At 64.0% G+C, this 18,657-nt stretch carries 11 protein-coding genes and 4 pseudogenes; 7 read left to right on the forward strand and 8 right to left on the reverse strand.

Features of this window, described 5'->3' with window-relative positions:
* Positions 1-103 precede the first annotated feature (103 nt).
* Together G6N54_RS02495 and G6N54_RS02500 are read left to right on the forward strand one after the other, a co-directional pair.
* Positions 104-1,779, forward strand: a pseudogene (locus G6N54_RS02495) (GMC family oxidoreductase).
* A 166-nt stretch (positions 1,780-1,945) separates the two neighbouring features.
* On the forward strand, positions 1,946-2,773 hold the full coding sequence (locus G6N54_RS02500; protein ID WP_163788433.1) for a DUF1906 domain-containing protein: 828 nt from the start codon (positions 1,946-1,948) through the stop codon (positions 2,771-2,773).
* A gap of 45 nt (positions 2,774-2,818) precedes the next feature.
* Here the strand turns inward: G6N54_RS02500 and G6N54_RS02505 are convergent, their stop codons facing one another.
* Together G6N54_RS02505 and G6N54_RS30135 are read right to left on the reverse strand one after the other, a co-directional pair.
* Positions 2,819-3,361, reverse strand: coding sequence for an LGFP repeat-containing protein (locus tag G6N54_RS02505; RefSeq protein WP_163788434.1), 543 nt, complete (start codon positions 3,359-3,361; stop codon positions 2,819-2,821).
* Between the two features lie 83 nt (positions 3,362-3,444).
* Positions 3,445-4,878 (reverse strand): putative bifunctional diguanylate cyclase/phosphodiesterase, encoded by a 1,434-nt coding sequence (locus G6N54_RS30135; protein ID WP_232073283.1) that lies wholly within the window; start codon positions 4,876-4,878, stop codon positions 3,445-3,447.
* Positions 4,879-5,891: 1,013 nt separating this feature from the next.
* Here G6N54_RS30135 and G6N54_RS31245 point away from each other — a divergent pair.
* A pseudogene (locus G6N54_RS31245) lies at positions 5,892-6,212 on the forward strand (hypothetical protein); the annotation flags it as partial.
* Positions 6,213-6,345: 133 nt separating this feature from the next.
* On the opposite strand, the gene G6N54_RS02520 reads toward G6N54_RS31245, so the two are convergent.
* The 4 genes from G6N54_RS02520 to G6N54_RS30140 form a co-directional block, all read right to left on the reverse strand.
* Positions 6,346-8,376, reverse strand: a complete 2,031-nt coding sequence (locus G6N54_RS02520) for a serine/threonine-protein kinase (RefSeq protein WP_163788435.1) — start codon at positions 8,374-8,376, stop codon at positions 6,346-6,348.
* Between the two features lie 523 nt (positions 8,377-8,899).
* Entirely contained in the window at positions 8,900-9,271 is a 372-nt protein-coding gene (locus G6N54_RS02525; RefSeq protein WP_179969157.1) for a DUF4345 domain-containing protein, read from the reverse strand.
* A 93-nt stretch (positions 9,272-9,364) separates the two neighbouring features.
* Complete coding sequence (locus G6N54_RS02530) at positions 9,365-9,601, reverse strand: DUF167 domain-containing protein (protein ID WP_163788436.1); 237 nt, start codon at positions 9,599-9,601, stop codon at positions 9,365-9,367.
* 292 nt (positions 9,602-9,893) lie between these two features.
* The gene (locus G6N54_RS30140) at positions 9,894-10,259 is read right to left on the reverse strand and encodes a PPOX class F420-dependent oxidoreductase (RefSeq protein ID WP_232073285.1); all 366 of its coding nucleotides are present in this window, start codon (positions 10,257-10,259) and stop codon (positions 9,894-9,896) included.
* A gap of 624 nt (positions 10,260-10,883) precedes the next feature.
* Here G6N54_RS30140 and G6N54_RS02540 point away from each other — a divergent pair.
* On the forward strand, positions 10,884-11,360 hold the full coding sequence (locus G6N54_RS02540; RefSeq protein ID WP_163788437.1) for an SRPBCC family protein: 477 nt from the start codon (positions 10,884-10,886) through the stop codon (positions 11,358-11,360).
* A gap of 17 nt (positions 11,361-11,377) precedes the next feature.
* On the opposite strand, the gene G6N54_RS02545 is transcribed toward G6N54_RS02540, so the two are convergent.
* Together G6N54_RS02545 and G6N54_RS02550 are read right to left on the reverse strand one after the other, a co-directional pair.
* Positions 11,378-11,620: a hypothetical protein gene (locus G6N54_RS02545; protein ID WP_163788438.1), complete on the reverse strand. Its 243-nt coding sequence runs from the start codon at positions 11,618-11,620 to the stop codon at positions 11,378-11,380.
* 54 nt (positions 11,621-11,674) lie between these two features.
* Positions 11,675-12,270: pseudogene (locus tag G6N54_RS02550) on the reverse strand (rhomboid-like protein).
* A gap of 388 nt (positions 12,271-12,658) precedes the next feature.
* On the opposite strand from G6N54_RS02550, the gene G6N54_RS02555 reads away from it, so the two are divergent.
* The 3 genes and pseudogenes from G6N54_RS02555 to G6N54_RS02565 all read left to right on the forward strand — a co-directional run bounded on the left by G6N54_RS02555 (position 12,659) and on the right by G6N54_RS02565 (position 18,236).
* On the forward strand, positions 12,659-14,161 hold the full coding sequence (locus G6N54_RS02555; protein WP_163788439.1) for a DUF3375 family protein: 1,503 nt from the start codon (positions 12,659-12,661) through the stop codon (positions 14,159-14,161).
* Positions 14,158-14,880 (forward strand): DUF4194 domain-containing protein, encoded by a 723-nt coding sequence (locus G6N54_RS02560; RefSeq protein WP_163788440.1) that lies wholly within the window; start codon positions 14,158-14,160, stop codon positions 14,878-14,880. The genes G6N54_RS02555 and G6N54_RS02560 overlap by 4 nt, the downstream gene beginning before the upstream one ends.
* Positions 14,873-18,236, forward strand: a pseudogene (locus G6N54_RS02565) (ATP-binding protein). The gene G6N54_RS02560 and the pseudogene G6N54_RS02565 overlap by 8 nt, the downstream one beginning before the upstream one ends.
* Positions 18,237-18,657 lie beyond the last annotated feature (421 nt).

Raw genomic sequence — 18,657 nt, forward strand, 5'->3', positions numbered from 1 at the left:
TCAATGGTCGACTCTGTTCAGGGCTACTCATCGTCTGATGAGATGAGCCGGCTTACGGGCACACTAGGACACGCAGCCGACGCTATGGAGGACCGATACCGGAATGAGCCCGGTCGCCGAATTCGACTTCATCATCGTGGGAGCAGGCAGTGCGGGCTGCCTGCTCGCCAATCGGCTCAGCGCCAAACCTGATCGCCGTGTGCTCCTGATCGAGGCGGGCGGCAGAGATAACTGGTTCTGGATCAAGGTGCCGGTGGGCTATCTGTACACCATCGCCAATCCCCGCACCGACTGGTGCTTCACGACCGAGGTCGACCCCGGCCTGGCCGGCCGCAGCATTCACTACGCGCGTGGTCGTGTGATCGGCGGGTGCTCGTCGATCAACGCGATGATCCACATGCGCGGTCAGGCAAGCGATTACGATCTGTGGGCGCGAGCCACCGGTGACGAGCGATGGCTTTGGGGTGGCCCGGACAGTCCAGGCGAGACACTGGCGATCTATAAGGAGTTGGAGGACTACTTCGGCGGAGCCGACGAGTGGCACGGTGCCGGTGGTGAGATCCGTGTCGAGCGGCCACGGGTGCGTTGGAAGATCTTGGACACCTGGCAGGCCGCGGCTGCCGAGGTCGGCATCTTCCCGATCGACGAGTTCAATCGGGGTGTCAACGCCGGCTCTGCGTACTTTCACGTGAACCAACGCCGTGGCCGTCGCTGGTCGATGGCCGATGCCTTCCTGCATCCCATCGCCGACCGGCCGAATCTCACCGTCTACACGCAGACCCAGGCCTTGCAGCTTCTGATGGACGACCAGGTCCACGAGGATCAGCGTCGCGGTGCCTGGACCACGGCGCAGCAACGCATCACCGGCCTGCGGCTGCTCAGGGATGGCCAGGTCGTCGACGTCCGAGCCCGCCGGGAGGTGATCCTGAGCGCCGGGGCTATCGGCTCGCCGCATCTGATGCAGGTCTCGGGTCTGGGCCCGGCTGGCCTGCTTGCCCAGCATCAAGTGCCGGTGGTCGTCGATCTGCCGGGAGTCGGCGAAAACCTCCAGGACCATCTGCAGATTCGAACGATCTACCGGATACGGGGTACCCCGACCGTCAACACGCTGTACCGGAACTGGATCAGCCGTGCGGGTATGGGACTTCAGTACCTGCTGTTGCGATCGGGGCCCATGACTATGCCGCCGTCCACGCTAGGAGCTTTCGCCAAGAGCGACCCCGCGCTGGAAAGTGCCGATCTGGAGTGGCATGCGCAGCCCTTGTCATTGCCGAAGTTCGGCGAACCGCTACACCCCTTTGGAGCGATCACTCCTTCGGTCTGCAATCTGCGACCCACCTCGCGAGGCCATGTGTGCATGGCCAGTGCCGATCCCCTGACCTACCCGAAGATCTTCTGCAACTACCTGTCGACTGACGCCGATCGTCAAATCGCCGTGCGGGGCCTCCGGATGACCCGGCAGATCATGGCGGCGCCGGCTCTTGCCGGGTACGACCCGCAAGAGTTGCTTCCCGGAACGCAACTGGTCAGCGACGAAGACCTGCAGCGGGCGGCCGGTGAACTCGGCACCACGATTTTCCACCCGGTAGGTACCTGCGCGATGGGAGCCTTCGATGCCCACGGTCGGCCGCCACGGTACTCGACACCGACTGCCGCGTGTATCGCGTCGCGGGCCTTCGAGTGGTCGATGCGTCGGCTATGCCCACCATCATTTCCGGCAACACCAACGCGCCGGTCATGCTCATCGCAGAGCGTGCAGCGCGGGCGATCGTGGGCTAAGTCGGTTAGCGCAAACCATCAATCTGCTTGCACGCCCGGTCGTTTCGCACGTGCCATCCGAGGTCATAGCCGAATGGTCACCGTTCGGTATCCATTTGGGAATGCAACTGCGTTTCGGCTAGCGCAGCTCTATCGGTAACAACAGTCACATCGTTAACATCGCGCGATGCACATTTTGCCCCCGATGGCCAGTACCGCGCGACCGCGTGTCGTTTCCCGGCGCGATGCGCTGCGCTACGCAACTGCGTTGGCCAGTCTGGGGGCCGCGGCAGTAGCCTGCGGCATGCCCACGGCGGCCGCCGCCGCTCCTCCCCAACTGATCGACTTCGCCGCGCGCCAGATTCCGGCGCAGCAGATTCGGGCTGGCGGCTATAGCGGGGTGGTCAACTACGTTTCGGAGTCGCGCCCTGGCACATCGTTTGGCGCCAAGCCGATCACTCGGTCCTACGCCGACTCCTTGAAAGCCGCGGGCCTGGTGATCGTCAGTAACTACCAATACGGCAAACCGGGTAGTTCGGCACCGTCGGACTTCACGCGGGGCTACGCCGGCGGCGTCGCGGACGCGCGCACCGCCTGGCAGCTGCACACCGCCGCGGGCGGCGGCCAGGGTGCCCCGATCTTCTTTACCATCGACGAGGACATCAATCACGACACCTGGAATCGCACTGCGCTGCAGTGGTTTCGGGGAATCAACTCGGTTCTTGGGGTTCAACGCACCGGCATCTACGGAGGCATCAGGGCGTGCCAGTGGGCTGCGGCCGATGGCGTCGTCGGGTCTTCGAGCACACCCGGCCGCCGCTGGCTCTGGCAAACCAAGGCATGGTCCGGCAGTCAGGTCCACCCCGCCGCCGTTCTCTACCAGCGTGTCGTCAGCACCGCGTCCAATCCGGGGCCGAAGGTCGGCGGACTCGAAGTCGATGTTAACGACGTCCTCGCTTCCGATTGCGGCCAGTGGAACCTCCATGCGGGTCAACCGCTTGGCGATGTGCGGTAGTGGCGAGGTCGCTGGCCGCAATTCGAGCCAAAGCCCGGACGGGAGCTAAAGGCCGGACGGGACGACCTTGCCGTCTACCGTCACCGCGACCTGGCCGGTCGCCGGGTTGTACTCGATCTTGCCGTGCTCGAAGGTCGACACCTCCAGGTCGCCGATGGTGCTCACGTCGCTGGTGGGCAGACCCAGCGGACCTGCCGAACCGTTGGTCCCGGTGACCGCGGGCGTGCCGGCCTGATCGTTCTTGGCGGTGATCGCGCCGCCCTGGAATTGCTGGAATACCACGCCGCTTTCCCGCGTGCCCGCGTTGCGGTCACCCGTCAGTGGCTTGCCAAGCGCCGTTTTCTGCTGCTCGGTTGCCGACGAGTATTTGGCGGCGATCGGGCCGGTCAAGGTCACCTCGATGCCGCTCTCCCCGGTGAGCTTCATCTCGGTCGGTTGCGCTGGGGTTGTCGACGTGGCGGTGGCTTTCGCGCTGGCTGGCGGCGGTGCCGACGCATCCACGCTCTTGCTATTGCCGCAGCCCGCAGTGATCAATGCGACGGCGGCCAAGCCGACGACTGCGATGTGGCGGTTTGCGATCGTTCTCATGGGCTTGCTCCCCCGTCTGCCTGTGGTGTGGCGATCGCCGTGTTCGTAGCTCCGAACGAACCTACAAGGGCAAGACTCGATACTTACCTGCCGGCAGAAGATATCGCGATGTCGGTCAGCCCAGCCGCCGCGCCGAAGAGATGTCCTTGCGCCAATCCGCATCCGGCCATGAAGACCGTCTCCGCCTGTTCGGCGGTTTCGATACCTTCGGCGATCACCTTGAGTCCCAGCGCTTCGCATAAGCCGATCACCGACCGATACAGCGTGAGGTTTCGTTCCGGCTCGACGCCCGCCGCGAGGCGACGGTCGAGCTTGACGATTTGCACGGGCAGCTCGTGTAGGTAGGTCAGCGAGTTGTAACCCGTGCCGAAATCGTCCAACGCCACGCCGATTCCTAGTTGGTTCAATCGTCGGATGGCGGCCGCTCCGTCGGCGAGGTCAACGATGGGGACGGTCTCGGTGATCTCCAGGACGAGTCGATGTGGCGACAGCCCATGTCGCGCGAGCGTGCGGATGACGGCTTGTTCGAAATCGACGCTGCCGAGCCGTGCGGCACCGATGTTGACGTGAAGGTCCAAATCGAGGCCTGCGGCTTGGATCTGCGCGCACGCCTGATCGAGCACCAAGGCATCGAGCAGTGCGCCCAGGCCGTTGGCTTCAGCCAGCGCGACGAAGGTTTGGGGTGGAATCTGTATCCCGCTCGGCGCCGTCCACCGGGCAAGCGCCTCGACGGCGACCGGTGTGCTTTCTGGCAGGGCCACCACGGGCTGATACTTGAGCTGAAATCCTTGCGGGACAGCACCGTTCGCTTGCCGCAGCGCGGTCGTGAAATCCTCCGACACGCTGAATGCCGGGCGGTAAACCACGGCAGTGTCTTTGCCCAGCCGCTTGCCGGTGTGCATCGAGATATCGGCCTGTCTGAGCAGGTCGTCGGAGGTCGGCGCAACGTCGGCTCTGCCGGGACTGACCAAGCCCATGCTGGCACGCATTCGCACCGAAGTCCCATGCACCGAGAACGGACTTCGCAGCGCCATCCGGAGCTGGTCGGCGACCATCTCTGGTGCATCGACAGCATGGGTGGTAAGGATGGCGAACTCGTCTCCCCCGATGCGGGCCAGCGTGTCGGGTTGGCTGAGGTAACTCCGCAGGCGTGCGCTGATCGCGCACAGCAACTCGTCGCCGGCCGCATGCCCGAAACGGTCATTGACCTCTTTGAAGTCATCGAGATCGACAAAGACTAAGACGAACGGGCCGCCGCGGATGGCTTCGTCGAGCCGTTGAGCCAACAGCAATCGATTGGGTAGGCCGGTCAGTGAATCGTGGTGCGCCTGATGGGCGAGTCGGCGCTTGGCGTCGACAAGTTGCTTGGTCAGCATCCGTTGGACCCGCATGGCCACCAGGTAACGGGTCGCGACGAGCAACGCCATCGCCAAGTAAGTACCGGCGAAGAGTGCGTCGATCCCCCGCCCGACCAGCACTTGAAACGTGAGCAGGGCCGTGCTTCCCAGGAAGCCCACATAGGGCCAGCGTCAGCTGTGCCCAGTTGGTTGGCTGTTCGTTGTCATCGTCCGGGCGGGGCCGTGGAGGGAGCACGAGCAGGCTCCACGCGATCAGCAGTGGTGGCATGACGAATCCGATGCCGACCCACAGATCCAGCGTCGTCACATCGACGCTGCGCAGGTAGGCGAGAAGCCTGTCCGAGGAGGCGAGGGTAATCACCGCTGCTGCAAGCAGCATGTAGTTCGCCCGGCCCGGCCGATACGGCGGATACCACATGGCAAGGAGCACCGCGCTCACCACCGTCACGAGCTCAACCGCGGCGATTCCGTAGACGACTGCGGTATTGGTCGAGCGCGGCAGCGCGGCGCCGCCCATCGCGCCCAAGCGTGCGATGTACACCAGGTGGCAGAACGCCAGCGTAATCACGAGTCCGTCGAGAACGGTCGTGATGACCACAGGCCCCGGTCGTATTGGCGCCCGGATGTTGTGGTCACGGCCGGCGCGCACCAGGAGAAGCATCGCCACGGTGAACAAGAGCCCGGCGACGAAGTAGCCGACGACGGCGGACGTCGGAGCGGTTCCGCCGCGGCGGGTCGCGCTGGCCAGCCACGAGAGAAATTCGGCGGTCAGAAAGGTGGCTATCGAGGCCAAGAGGAATGCTCGCCACCACCGTGACAGGCCGGCCACCCGGCCCACCACGACGAGCCCAATGAGCAATGCGCCCACACACAGCGTTGCTTCGAGGACAAACTGCACGCGTTGCGCCACCGCCACTCCCTACAAGGCGAGCGCGTTGAACGCCGCCGTGGCGACGACGACGGCAGATAGCCCAAAATGCAGGCGGCGACCCTGAAACGACAACGCGCCCCCTCCGGCGTTGAAGCTCAATATCTTTGCAGACTAGTTTGACGGTCGGACCGATATCGCATAACCAGCTATACCCCCGAGTACTTCGAGCTGGCCTCCGTGTCCCGTGGCGTAGCGGGTCGTTAGGGCCAATGTCGACCGCCATAAAGGAGATTCCGTTGGCCTATTCAGAAGGAAGAGGCAATCCAAAACAGCTCCCACTGATGCCAAGGTCTACTACTCCACCCCTTTTGGTGACACAAAGGACGGCAAACAAAAGCCGTTCTTGCTTGAACGCGAGGGTGTTTGGTACGTGCCGGTGTTTCGCAGCGTGGAATCGATGAAAGAATTCTACGAGCGTATGAACCGCGCCGCGTACATGATCCTCGAAGGTGACGTGAAGACGGTGATGGACACCAACCGTTCGATTGAGCTGATGAAACGTGTGGGGGTCGTCATTGAGCCCTTCAGTGATCATCCCGTCGAGTTCATGCCCGACTCGTGACGGATGCTGAGCGTCACAAGCCTTACGGCACAGTGCAGACCGCGTTCACCGTCAGGCGCCACGCGTGTAGCCGGGGTGCTTCTCAAGTAGCGTGAGTAGGCCGCTAGCTGATTCGGCGTTTTCGGGCGCAGCCTCAGCGTTCGATTACTGTCAACGAGCCGTGGTTGAGGTCGCTGGTGACGTAGGCGTAGTGGGTGGTTGGGTCGACGGCGATGGCGAGCGGATTGTTACCGACGGAAAGGATGCCGGTGACGACGCGCCTGCTGGTGTCAATCACCGACACGGAGGCGCCGCTGTAGTTGGCCACGTACGCGGTGTTCGTCGGCGGATCCACCGCCACACCCGCGGGACGTTGCCCGACGGGCACGCTGGCGGTGACACCGAGGCTGAGGGTGTCGACCAAGGACACCGAGGCGTCATCGCCGCTCGCGATATCGGCGGTGTGCGATGCGCTATCGACGGCGATACCGGCCGGGTGGACGCGAAGCGCGACAGAGCCGATGACCGTTCGGTTGGTGGTGTCGATAACGGTCACCACCGGATCGACAGTGGTGACAAACAAGCGGTGAGCGGTCCGATCGATGGCTACGCGGCTCGGACCTTTTCCGGTGGGCACCGTCGCCGTCACGGTGTGCGTCGCCGTGTCGATGACTGACACCGTTGCGTTATCACCGTTGGTGGCATAGGCGATTCGGGCATCGGGATCGACCACTATTCCGCCCGGATGGGTACCGACCCCTATTCTGGCGATGACCTTGCTGGCGACGATGTCGATGACTGACACCGAGGCGTCGTCGAAGTTGGTGACGTACACGGTCCGGGTCGACGGATCCACGGCAAGACCGACGGGGTGGCGTCCGACAGCGATCGTGGCGGTGACCATACGGCTGGTGGTATCGACCACCGAGACGGAGTTGGAACCGGTGTTGGCGACATAGGCGCTGTGTCCGGCGGAGTCGACCGCGACACCGAAGGCGCCATTGCCTACCCGTATTGAGGCGGCGATCGTCGGTGGACCACTCGGCACTGCCGGTACCCCCGCGCCGGGCGTGCCTCCCCCGCTCTGCGCCGATGGCGGCGGGGCGACCGCCGTGTGCGTTTGCGTAGATCCAGCCGTGGATGTGGCTGTGCGTAGCAGGTATACGCTCGCACCCCCGAATGCCACCACCACCGCAATGGCCGCGGCGGCTACCCATGATCGTTTGACGCGTTTGCGATTCCCCACCAGGTGCTGCGATGGATCGCGGTGCGTTGCCTTCTGTGCTGGCTGCGTAGGGTCATCCGGCCACGAGGCCGCTCGTGTGCGCACGGGGGCAATGACGGTGTGCGACTGGATATTCGGGCTCGGCACGGGCAGCGGCACTGTGATCGCGTCGCGGGCGGCGCGTGCGATGTCCACCGGGGTGGCGTAGCGCCGCTCGGGGTCCTTGGCCATGCCCGTCGCGATGACCGCATCGAACGCCTGCGGCGCACCGGAGTCCGATGGTCGCGGCGGTGGGGTCGACAGATGCCCTGCCACTTGTTGTTCGATGCTGTCACCCGGAAATGGGGATCCGCCCGTCAAGCATTCATAGAGCACGCAGGCCAGGGCGTAGATGTCTGAGCGTGCGTCGGCCTCACCGACTCTGAAGCGCTCCGGCGCCATGTAACGCAGCGTGCCGACCACCGCGTCCGTCCCCGTCAGACCGGTCTCGCCCACTACGCGCGCGATTCCGAAATCGATCAGATACGCAAAGTCGTGTTCATCAAGCAAGATGTTGGAGGGCTTGATATCTCGATGTACCAGTCCAATCTTGTGTGCGGCGTAAACGGCTTGTGCCACCTGCTCGACGATGTGCACCGCGCGTGAGGGCGGCATCGCGGCGGAGGCCAGCACGGTCGCCAGGTCGCGGCCCTCGATCAGCCGCATGTCAACGAATAGCCGCCCATCGATCTCGCCGTAGGTGTGAATCGGCACCGCATGCGGATTGTTTATTCGTGCCGCAGCGTGGGCCTCACGACGGAATCGCTGTTGAAATGTCCTGTCCGACGCGAAGTGTGCCGGGAGCACTTTCAGCGCGACGATCCGATCGGTGACGGTGTCGTAGGCTCGCCAGACCTCCCCCATGCCACCCCTGCCGAGCAAAGTGATCAGGCCGTACCGGCCGAACGGGGTCCCTTCCATCGAAACCTCCCGACAGCTGCAATTCAGACACCATATTCCACCGCTGGCGCAGTTTGAGAAACCCTTGCACTGGTGTTTGTCGTCCCAGCCCACATACTCGGGGCGCGCAGGGTCGGCTCGGTCACGTTTACCTATCGCAGCGCACCGGACCGATTCCCGCGGTGTAGTAGTCCATTTACGACCCGACCACGACAGCTTTGGTCACCCCGGGCATTTTCATGCACACGGCAGCCCGCCGGCCAGATGAGGTCAGCGCGATCGCATGACGCACTGACCGAGACGGCCGATCTTTGGGCGGCAGGGCACCACAAGGTGCACTGCCGATGCCAACCGGCGTCGCCCACGACAGAGCACCGACGAATACGGGGAGGCAACATCGAATTACGCAATTTTCGCATTGCAGTGCACTGCAACATATTTCGATATTGATGGCGTCTACGAGCTGCTGCATACCTCAACCGGGAAGTGATCGACGCATTCGTCGGCGCCGACCGCGGCGACGGAGAACCGCGTTCGCGGCCATTCATCCGTGGGTAGCAAGCAGCAGTGCGGCGGCGCCGAACGATTCGACGATGCAGTAAAACCAGTTGGGGTAGAACGGAGTTCGGCCATCGATGACCGCGGAGACGATACGGCCAAAAGCCATGCCCGCCAGGGCCAACCCGACCGTGATCATGATTCCAGTTCGCAACGACCCTGATTTGAAGGCGGCGAAGGCAAGCACGCCGGCGATCGCGAGCCCGAATCCGCCGTACACAGCGCGTACCTCGGAGCGGGATTCACGCCCTGGCAGCACGATGCCGAACACCCGGATCATCGCGGCCGGAGCGGCCAACGCGTAAACGCCCATACCGAGAAAGAACACGGCGGCCACTACGATCACGCCGACTGTCACATTGGCCTCCTGTCTTGATCTTCCCTACCCAAGCGACGATCTGGGCATGTGGATCAAGGCTCTCGGTGTTCGCGACATCGCATCGGGCGCTACCTATGCTCCGCGGCTCACGCGGAAACGCTTGAGCCGCGACGTCGTTCCGGATATCAATTCGACTTGGCGTCTCGGTAATTGGAGGTGGGCCGCCAACACGCGGGTGACCGCGTCGTTGGCCGCACCGTCAACCGCTCGCTCCCGGACATAGATTGTCAGCTCCCCATTGGGACCGACTTCGACAAGCGGTCCCTTGCGACTTCCGGGCTTGACCTTCACGACGACGGAGTCGGTCATGCCGCTAAAGGCTACCGTCCGGACTTGCCGATCGCGCAGTGGGCCAAAGGGCGGCGCACGCGTCAAGACGGTCGTGCCGTATCGGATTGGCAGTAGTGGGCCGCTGCTTCACCCCGGTTTTGGGTCGGCGCTTGGCCGGTTCCTTCAGCAACCGAAGCCTTATCGAGGTTCCTGCGCGAAAACCTTTGTCGCCCTTGACTAGCCCGGGGCGGTGGTCGACGCGATAGTGACAATCGCGGCGGTGACGGCGTAGCGCGTTGCGCTCGACCCCGCGCGCGGACGCCCGTTTAGGTCAAGGCGACGGAGTCAGCTCCGCGTGTACCGTGCGGCCGAACTTGGACCGCATGAGCCGGTGCGCCGACGGGACCAGCACGCCGTGCAGGCAGGGATATTTCTGCCGTAGCAGACGTCCAGCCTTGCGGTACTCAGATCCCTCCAGCAGGCGTACGCAGCCGGGCTGCGCGGGTCCAGTCGGCTTGCCCGATGCCGTTGCCGGGCCGAATTCGACGCTCGGGTCGCGCCGCATCCGGCGCACCTTGATCGCGCGCTCGAAGCTGCGGAAGTAGGCGCGCTGGCCATCCACCACGATGCTGACAGGGCTCGAGCCCCGAGTGCCGTCCTTGCGATACGTCGTGAGGTTGATTGTCTTCTGCCGCACGAACGGCCCCAGCGCCTGGTTGGCTGCGGTGGCAACGGGCCTAGCACGTATCCGAGTTGTCGTAGCCGCAGCCAAAACGCTACGAGCAGCGCGATCGACACGGCACCGAGCGCCCACGCTTGAGCGGCCGAACCGCCCTGGTCCAGGTCCGTTACGTGGTTCACCGTGTGCACGGTGTTGGCCACGATAAAGCCGGCGAGCGCGGTGGCCAATGCATCCCCCCAGATGAGGGCGAGCAGCAGCGTTACGCCAAGACCCAGCTGAAACGCGCCGGCGTCGTGCAAGAAGTGCTGGTGTTCGTGAAATTGGACGACCTCGGCGAACGAGACCGGATCGATCAGACACCAGGTCCCGAACCCGACCGTGGCTATCCCCACCAGGGCTGTCACCGCGACCAGGTATGCCCGCGCCAGGGCACTCAAGCTATTCATCATCCCGCCCTTCTGGCAATGCTTGTTTGTTCCTCAATCGCTAGACGGGATTGGGCGCCGGGATGTGACATCACCGCCACCGATGAATTCAGGGCGATCCGTGAGTCATACCTCCATGGTCGGACGAGTCTGGCCGTACTCCCCCGACCTCGCCCGCGCAAACAGAGCAGGCAAACAGAGCAAAGGACAACTCATGACTGCCGACACCGAGCGTTACGTCGTCACGCACACGATCGCCGCTAGGCCGGACGAGATTTTTGCCGTCCTCGCAGATCCCACCCGCCACCATGACACCGAGCCCGGCGACTGGGTGCGCGACGCCAAGGACGCCGCACCGATTACCGGTACCGGACAAATCTTCGCGATGAACATGTTCCTGACGCAGGCCGGTGGCGACTACATCACCTACAACCTGGTGAACGTGTTCGACAAGGACCGAGCCATCGGGTGGATGCCGGGCCAGCTTGACGACGCGGGCAACCACGCCCCCGGCGGCTGGTCCTGGCGATACGACCTCGCGCCACACGCGGACCGCACCGACGTCACGCTTACCTACGACTGGAGCGGCACGTCGCAGGACTTTCGCGAGCGGGTCGGCGCGATGCCCATATTCCCCGAGGACTACCTCGCCGCGTCGCTGGCGACGTTAGAGCGACACATCGCGAAGTAATCGTGGCCCGGTCGGGACTAGCTGGGCGGTACCACCGGCGGACGACATACATTCGCTCCGGGATCCCACCACCAGCCGTTGTCGCAGGCCAACGGTTGCGGCCCGACGCCGAGCGGCCGGCACACGTTGGCCGTCGGGTCCCACCACTGGCCATCCGCACAGTCGGCCGAACTCACCGCCGGAGTCGCGATCGTCGTTGCTGCCATGGGGACCAACGCCATCGTGACAACGGCTGCTAGTTGGCGCGCGTACATCCTCACTTCGGGTCTCCCCTCGTGGCGTATGCATAATCGAACCGCTACCGGGAATGGAGGTCAACCCCTTGCGGGGGATTGTCGTTTTCGCGCCATCGAGTAAAAGCACAGCCCGATGAAGATCGCACTGAAATGACCCACGGCCGTGAAATCCGGTTTGATGACCAACGGGACGAAGAAGATTGTGATCAGGGTGCTCAGATACCACCACCGCCATAGCGGGCCGATGCGATAGGCCAATACCGCTATGGCGCCGACCAGAAAGTAACTGACCCCGATATCGACGGCGTGCACAAACTTTTCGGGTGCGCGATGGTAACGGATAGCAAGAAGCAGCACACCTTCGCTGAGGTACGTCGCACCAACATGCGTAGTCAATCCGACGGTGAGCCAACGTTTTGTCCAAGCCAGTGCTCGACGGGCGCCAGAAATGCGGTGAACAACAATAAGTAAGGCGTCCAGGATCGGCCATCGATAAATAACAGGCTCGAGATCAGCACTTCGAGCGGATCGGTCATAAGGTGATAGATGTTGGTGGAGTCGCGAACGAGCAATGCGTGCAATTGATACCTGGTCAGGTGGCGGGCCATGACGCTGGTAATCAATAAGGTGATCAGCCATAGGTAGGTCAGTGGTGCGCCTCTGACGAACGCCATAACGCGGTCAATTTGCCAGAACTCCGTATCCGGCTGGCTACCTGGTGCATGGCACTCACTGGTAATCCTCCAGTTTGACTGCACGAGAAGGCATTTCGGCTCTGACTTCGAGTCTGACGCATCGCTGGGCTGGATGTTGTAATGATGCCGATCGGTCACGGGCTCCGCCATGACGCGTTACCTCCCAGGTACGAGGGCGTCGGCACCACCTCGGCTGAAGCGGGGGCGGGTACGGGCCGGGTCTTGCTTTCGGCGCGGATGGCTGCGACCGGTGAGGCTTGAGCGATGACAGTGGCCGCTGTGACTCACCAAACCAAACCATCCCCCGACACCCCGCCCACCGAACGCGGATTGTCCCCGCCGTGTCATATCTTGGACCGTCCGAGATATGACCGATCGACACGGAGGGCACGTGCTGGACGACGACACGACGCTGTCGCCTGCCGACCTGTTCGAGTGCAATCGCGGCCTACAGGGCTCGCCGACGATCCGCCTGCTGGCCACGCTGAACCTGAACCTTTACGCGACCCTGATGGAGCGTCAGCTCAGCGGCGGCGTCGTCCCCGAGGCCGACCTCGTCGTACGCCTCGAGCGCGACCTCGCCGAACTCGACCAGGCGGGCGAGCAGTCAGGCCTGGCGCTGATCAAGTCCTGGGCCAGTCAGGGTTGGCTGCACCGGGTCGCCGATCAGCGTTCCGGAGTCGAGCGCAACCTGTGCTATTTGACCCAGGAGGCACGTCGGGCGCTCGATTTTCTGCGGGGCATGCGCCGACAGGACACGATCGCCACCGGAGGCTCGATCAACGGCATCGCGTCGCGGCTCAAGCAGGTCGCGCTGCGGGTAGGCAATGACCCGGACCGCATCCGCGCCAGTATCGAAGCCGAAATCGCAGCACTGGCAGCCGAACTCGACGCCTTGGACCGGGGCTCCACCTCGGCTGACCCCGGCGAAGACGTCGATCTCACCGATGCCTACGACGAAGCCCACGCCATCGCCCTGCAGATGGAGCGCCTGATCACCGACATCGGCCAATACGGGATCATGATCGAACGGGCCACGGCCGCCCTCGACGAGCCGATCGACAGCAACGTCGAATACCGCGACCGGCAGCGCCGCATGTACGCCGACTACGAGGCCGCCTGGGACTCCCAGGGCCGCGACTCGCACCGCGCCTTCCTGCGCATGATCAACGACCCCGACCAGCGCGCCGAATTCGAAGCCGACGTCGCCGCGGTCGCCGCCGCCCTGCCGGCCCTCGATCCGGCGTTGCGCAAGGTGATGGCCGGCTTCTTCGAACTGGTCGGCCACCAGATCGACGAAGTCGAACGCATCCAACAGCGCTGCGCGCAGCGCGTCAAAAGGTTCACCGCATTCGGCACCCTCGAACAGAGCCGGGGCGTGGCCCGTCAGCTCAACGAAGCCATCGGCGCCGCGCGCAACCTGCTCAAGGCGTCGCTGACCGACTCCCGTCTGGATATCGAACTCCCCCTGGCCCGGCACGCGTTCAGTTCCGTTGGCGCGCTGAGCTTCCGGATCGGCGACTTGTCCAATCCGAAGCCAGCCCAGGTCGCCGAGGGTGAGGTCGATCTGACCAGCTTCGCCGCGCTGACCACCCAGGTCGACGCGCCCGCGATGTCCGAGATGATCAACACCGCGATCAGCTCCGGGACGCAACTTTCCCTCCCGGATGCGGTCGCCATGCTCGACTCGGCTTACCTCGGCCACGTCATCGTGCTGTGGTCATGGGCACTCAAACAACCGGAATCCGCACAAGGTTCCGAGTCGGTCACCGTCCGCTTTCAGTCCCTGGACGGTCGCGACCGCGAAATGGAGGTGCCGCACTTGATGTTCACCGAACCCGTCTCCACCCTGCTGGGAGCAACCGCGTGACCGTCGAAGAGACCTTTGACAAGGCCGCGGACTACAGCGGGTTCTCCGCGCTCCCCGAGGTCGACCAAGCCGCCCGCACGCCGCACCAGCGCCGGCCCCGGTTCGACGGCGACGTTTCCGAGCTGCCAGACCGGGCCTGCTGGGCGTTACAACAACTGCTGACTCGCCGCTACATCAGCGCCGAAGCCGACCGCGACATCTACACCTGGGTGCTGGAGTACCGGCCCCAGCTGTCCGTCAGGCTCTCCGAACTTGATCTCTTGCTGCGCATTGTCGACGGCGCAGACGTGGCGTTCGTCGAACAGGCCCGCTACGAATCTGCCCGGGGTGTAAAGCTTTTGCGTCGTGAACCGCTGGGCACCTACGACTCGATTCTGGCGCTGCACCTGGCGCAGATGATGCGCGCCTCGGGTGATCAAGCGGTCGTGATCAGCCGCGACGAAATGCACGGGCTGTTCTCCGGTGTCCTCAACGATGTCGACCGCGACGCGGTCACGTTCACCGCACGCATCGACGGTGCCATTGGCCGGCTTGCCTCCCTCGAGATCCTGCGTAAGACGCGCGACGACGAGGACAGCTACACCGTCAGTCCGGTCATCAACGCCGTCATGACCGCCTCGGTGATCACCGAACTTCAGCAGCAGTTCGAAGTCCTGTTGGGCGGCAGCATCGCCGGATTGCCGGACGGCGACGACGAGGAGGAACGCGAGGATGACTGAACAGTTCCACCTGTCGCGCCTACAGGTCATCAACTGGGGCGTCTTCGATGGGTACCATTCCATTCCGTTCAGCGAGGGCGGCGCGTTGATCGCCGGAGCCTCGGGCAGCGGTAAATCCTCACTACTGGATGCGATTTCGCTCGGTTTCCTGCCGTTCAACCGGCGCAACTTCAACGCCTCCGGCGACGCCACCGCGGCGGGCTCCAGCGCCGGCCGACGCACCGTCGACAAATACGTTCGCGGCGCGTGGGGCCAACGCAGTGACGCCGGTGCCAGCAAGGTGATGTACCTGCGCGGCGACGGCACCGCCTGGTCGGCGATCGCCGTCACCTACGCGAGTAACACCGGCCGCACCGTCACCGGCCTGGTGCTCAAGTGGCTCACCGGCGAATCCCGGTCGGATTCATCGAGCCGATTCGTTTTGGCCGACGGCGACCGCGATATCGAGAACGTCTGCAACCGGTGGGCCGCCGGCCGTTTCGACGCGGGCGTGTTCAAGGACGACTGGCGGTTCTCGACCAAAGTGGAATCGCAGTACCTCGCCCAGCTCTACGCCACCATCGGCATCCGTGCCTCTGACGCCGCACAGCAGCTGCTCGGCAAGGCCAAGTCACTGAAAAGCGTTGGTGGGCTTGAGCAATTCGTCCGGGAGTTCATGCTTGACGAGCCCGGCAGCCTGACCCGGCTACCCGAGGCGCTCAAGCAGATCGACCCGCTGGTCGACGCCCGCGAGCTGCTGGCCGTCGCGCAACGCAAGCGCAAGATCCTCGGCGATATCGAGAAGGTCCAGCAGCGCTACGCCTCGGAGTCCTCGGATCTGGGCATCATCGATCTGGTCGACCAGCCGATGGTCCGGGCCTACACCGATCACGTCCGGCTCGCGCAGTGCCCGGCCCAGATCGAATCGCTCGATGCCACGATCGACCAGCTCGGCAACGAATACGAGGACGTCACCCGGCAACTCAATCTCGCTAAGGCCGAAGGTGATTCGCTCAATGCGCAGATCAGCGGATCCAGCACCAGCCTGGGTCCGTTGCAGTCTCAGGTGGCCGGTGCCGAGGCGCACGCCGAGCAGGTGTCGCGTCGGCGCACCGCTTACGAATCCATACTCAGCACGCACGATCTCGACGTCCCGGAGACCGCCGACGAATTCTGGAATCTGCGTGAGGAACTCAGCACGCGCGCCACCGAGCTGTTGGCCAAACTGGACCGTGGCCGCGAAGCCTCGACCGATGCCGAATACGCGCAGAAGGTTGCTCGCATCGCCCGAGACGATGCCGCCAAAGAACTCAAACGTGTCGAGCACGTCGGCTCGGCGCTTCCGGAGTTCGCGCTGGTGATGCGCGAACACATCTGTGCCGCGGTGGGTATCAAACCGATCGAGCTGCCCTACATCGCCGAGCTGATGGATCTGCGGGCCGAGCAGAGTCGCTGGCGTGTCGCGGTCGAGAAGGTGCTGCGCGGCGTGGGTTTGCGCCTGCTGGTTCCGGACAGTCACTACGCCGCGGTGCTGCGCTTCGTCAACGAGACCAACATGGGTGGGCGCCTTCAGCTGCATCACGTCCGCGCCAGGTTCGTTGGAGCCGAGGTCACCGAGGCCGACCCGAACACATTGGCGGGCAAGCTGTTTGTGGTCGACCCGACGCACGCCTGTGCCGCCGAGGCGGCAGACGTCGTTGCTGCCGCGGGCGATCGCGTCTGTGTGGACAGCCCCGACGCATTTCCCCGGTTCCGCCGCGCCGTCACCGACACCGGCCTGTACAAGGACTCCGACCGCCTGGCCATCAAGGACGATCGCCGGCCGCTCAAGCAGGCCGACTATATATACCTAGGGTGACGTCGCCGCCAAGATCGACGCCCTGACGGTCGATTTGGCCAACGCCGACGAAGCGTTTCGCCGGGCCCGGGGCGTCGCCGACGATATCGCCGCCGAGCGCCAGCAGTGGCGGGACCGGGCCGCGGCATTCAAGGCGATCTGTGATCAGTTTGAGCAGTGGACCCACATCGACACCGAGACCGCGGACGGACACGCTGAACGGCTGCGTGAGCAGTTCGAGCTGCTGCTGGCCGACAACCCCGATATTGAGGCGCTCACCGCGCGCGCCGAGGAGTGCTGGGAACAGATCCAGGCCCTGATGACCCGTCGCGGTGCCATCCAGACCCGCCGCGACGATCTCGACGGACGCCGGACCCGGCTGCTCGAGCTGGCGGAACGGCTTGCGCCCGCCTTCGTGTCCGAGCCGCTGACCGAGCTGCTGAATCGGTATGCCGCCGACGTGCCGGTTTCGCTGGATGTGCTCAACCCCGAGCCGCATCGTGACGCGCTGTTCACCGCGATCCGGCGTGAACGTGAGCAACTGCGCGAAAGCCGCAGGCGCTCATACGATGAGCTGGCGCGCATCCTCAACACGTTCGACACCGCGTTCCCCGACGCGATCCCCAACGACAGCGAGGTATTCGACGAACGCGTCCACGATTATGTCGCCTTGTGCCGCCACATCGACGAACGGGAACTGCCCGAGGCCTACGAGCGGATGCTGCGACTGGTCACCGAGCAGGCACCCGATGCGATCCTGACCCTGCACCGGGTTGCCGAGCAGGAGGCCCGGCGAATCAGCGAGCAGATCGAACGAGTCAACACCGGCCTGGGTGCGGTCGAGTTCAACCGCGGCACCCGCCTCACCCTGCGCGCCACCTCGCGCAGCCTGACCGCGGTCGCCGAACTCACCGAGATCGTCCGGGCCATCTCACGGCGCATCGCCGAAGTCGGCCTCGGCGACAAGCAGGCCATTTTGGACCAGTACGCCGACATCCTGCGCCTGCGTAATCGATTGGCGTCAACCGCACCGGAAGACAAGGCCTGGACCCGCGACGCCCTCGATGTCCGCAACCGATTCACCTTCGACTGTGCCGAATGGGATATCAGCAGCGATGACCTGATCCGCACCCACAGCAACGCCGGCGACAACTCCGGTGGCGAGCAGGAGAAGCTGATGGCGTTCTGTCTGGCCGGGGCGTTGAGCTTCAACCTGGCGACGCCTGAAAGTGCGGACAATAAACCGGTTTTCGCTCAGCTCATGCTCGATGAGGCGTTTTCGAAGTCCGACCCACAGTTCGCTCAGCAGGCCCTGCAGGCGTTCCGTAAGTTCGGCTTCCAGCTGGTTATCGTGGCCACGGTGCAAAACGCCACCACGATCCAGCCTTACATCGACAGCGTGGTGATGGTGTCCAAACGCGAAGCCACCGGGCGTAATGCCCGCCCGGTGGCGACCGTGACCACCAAGACGATCACGGACTTCACCGCGCTGCGTCAGGAGATGCGGACGTCGGCGGCGCTGGTCCCGGCGGGGGTGTGACGCGGGCGAGCATCGGAGCGGATTCGTACCGGCAGTATCAGCAAATACCGCTGGAGGCACTGCGGGTTGCGCGGGCCTACCCTCTCGAATGCCCGGCAGTGAAGACCTCCTGAGGCGGTTGGACGTCTAGACCCTCCCGAATGCATCGACAGCAGTGACGCCATCGTCATCGAAAGGCGCACAGACGCACTCGCCGCGGTGCTCACCGAATTTCTTCCCTCAGCCGCCGCCCCGATCTCGAACTCGACGAGGTCGGAATCGCCGCAACCATCAGCGTCATCGCTGGCCATGAAACGACTGCAAACCTACGGGGCGCAGAATTGATTCACCTGCTAGCTACGGTCATTGTTCACGGACTCAAGTGAGGCCAGCACCACCAAAACGGTTGAAAGACTGCCGGATATTTCACGTGTTTGCCGAC

This window comes from Mycobacterium stomatepiae, assembly GCF_010731715.1.
Classification (GTDB): Bacteria; Actinomycetota; Actinomycetes; order Mycobacteriales; family Mycobacteriaceae; genus Mycobacterium; species Mycobacterium stomatepiae.

Excerpts from the sequence above, each read along its gene's own strand:
- G6N54_RS02500 (WP_163788433.1), top strand. The coding sequence starts at position 1,946 with ATGCACATTTTGCCCCCGATGGCCAGTACCGCGCGACCGCGTGTCGTT.
- G6N54_RS02505 (WP_163788434.1), bottom strand. The coding sequence starts at position 3,361 with ATGAGAACGATCGCAAACCGCCACATCGCAGTCGTCGGCTTGGCCGCC.
- G6N54_RS02520 (WP_163788435.1), bottom strand. The coding sequence starts at position 8,376 with ATGGAAGGGACCCCGTTCGGCCGGTACGGCCTGATCACTTTGCTCGGC.
- G6N54_RS02530 (WP_163788436.1), bottom strand. The coding sequence starts at position 9,601 with ATGACCGACTCCGTCGTCGTGAAGGTCAAGCCCGGAAGTCGCAAGGGA.
- G6N54_RS02540 (WP_163788437.1), top strand. The coding sequence starts at position 10,884 with ATGACTGCCGACACCGAGCGTTACGTCGTCACGCACACGATCGCCGCT.
- G6N54_RS02555 (WP_163788439.1), top strand. The coding sequence starts at position 12,659 with ATGACCGATCGACACGGAGGGCACGTGCTGGACGACGACACGACGCTG.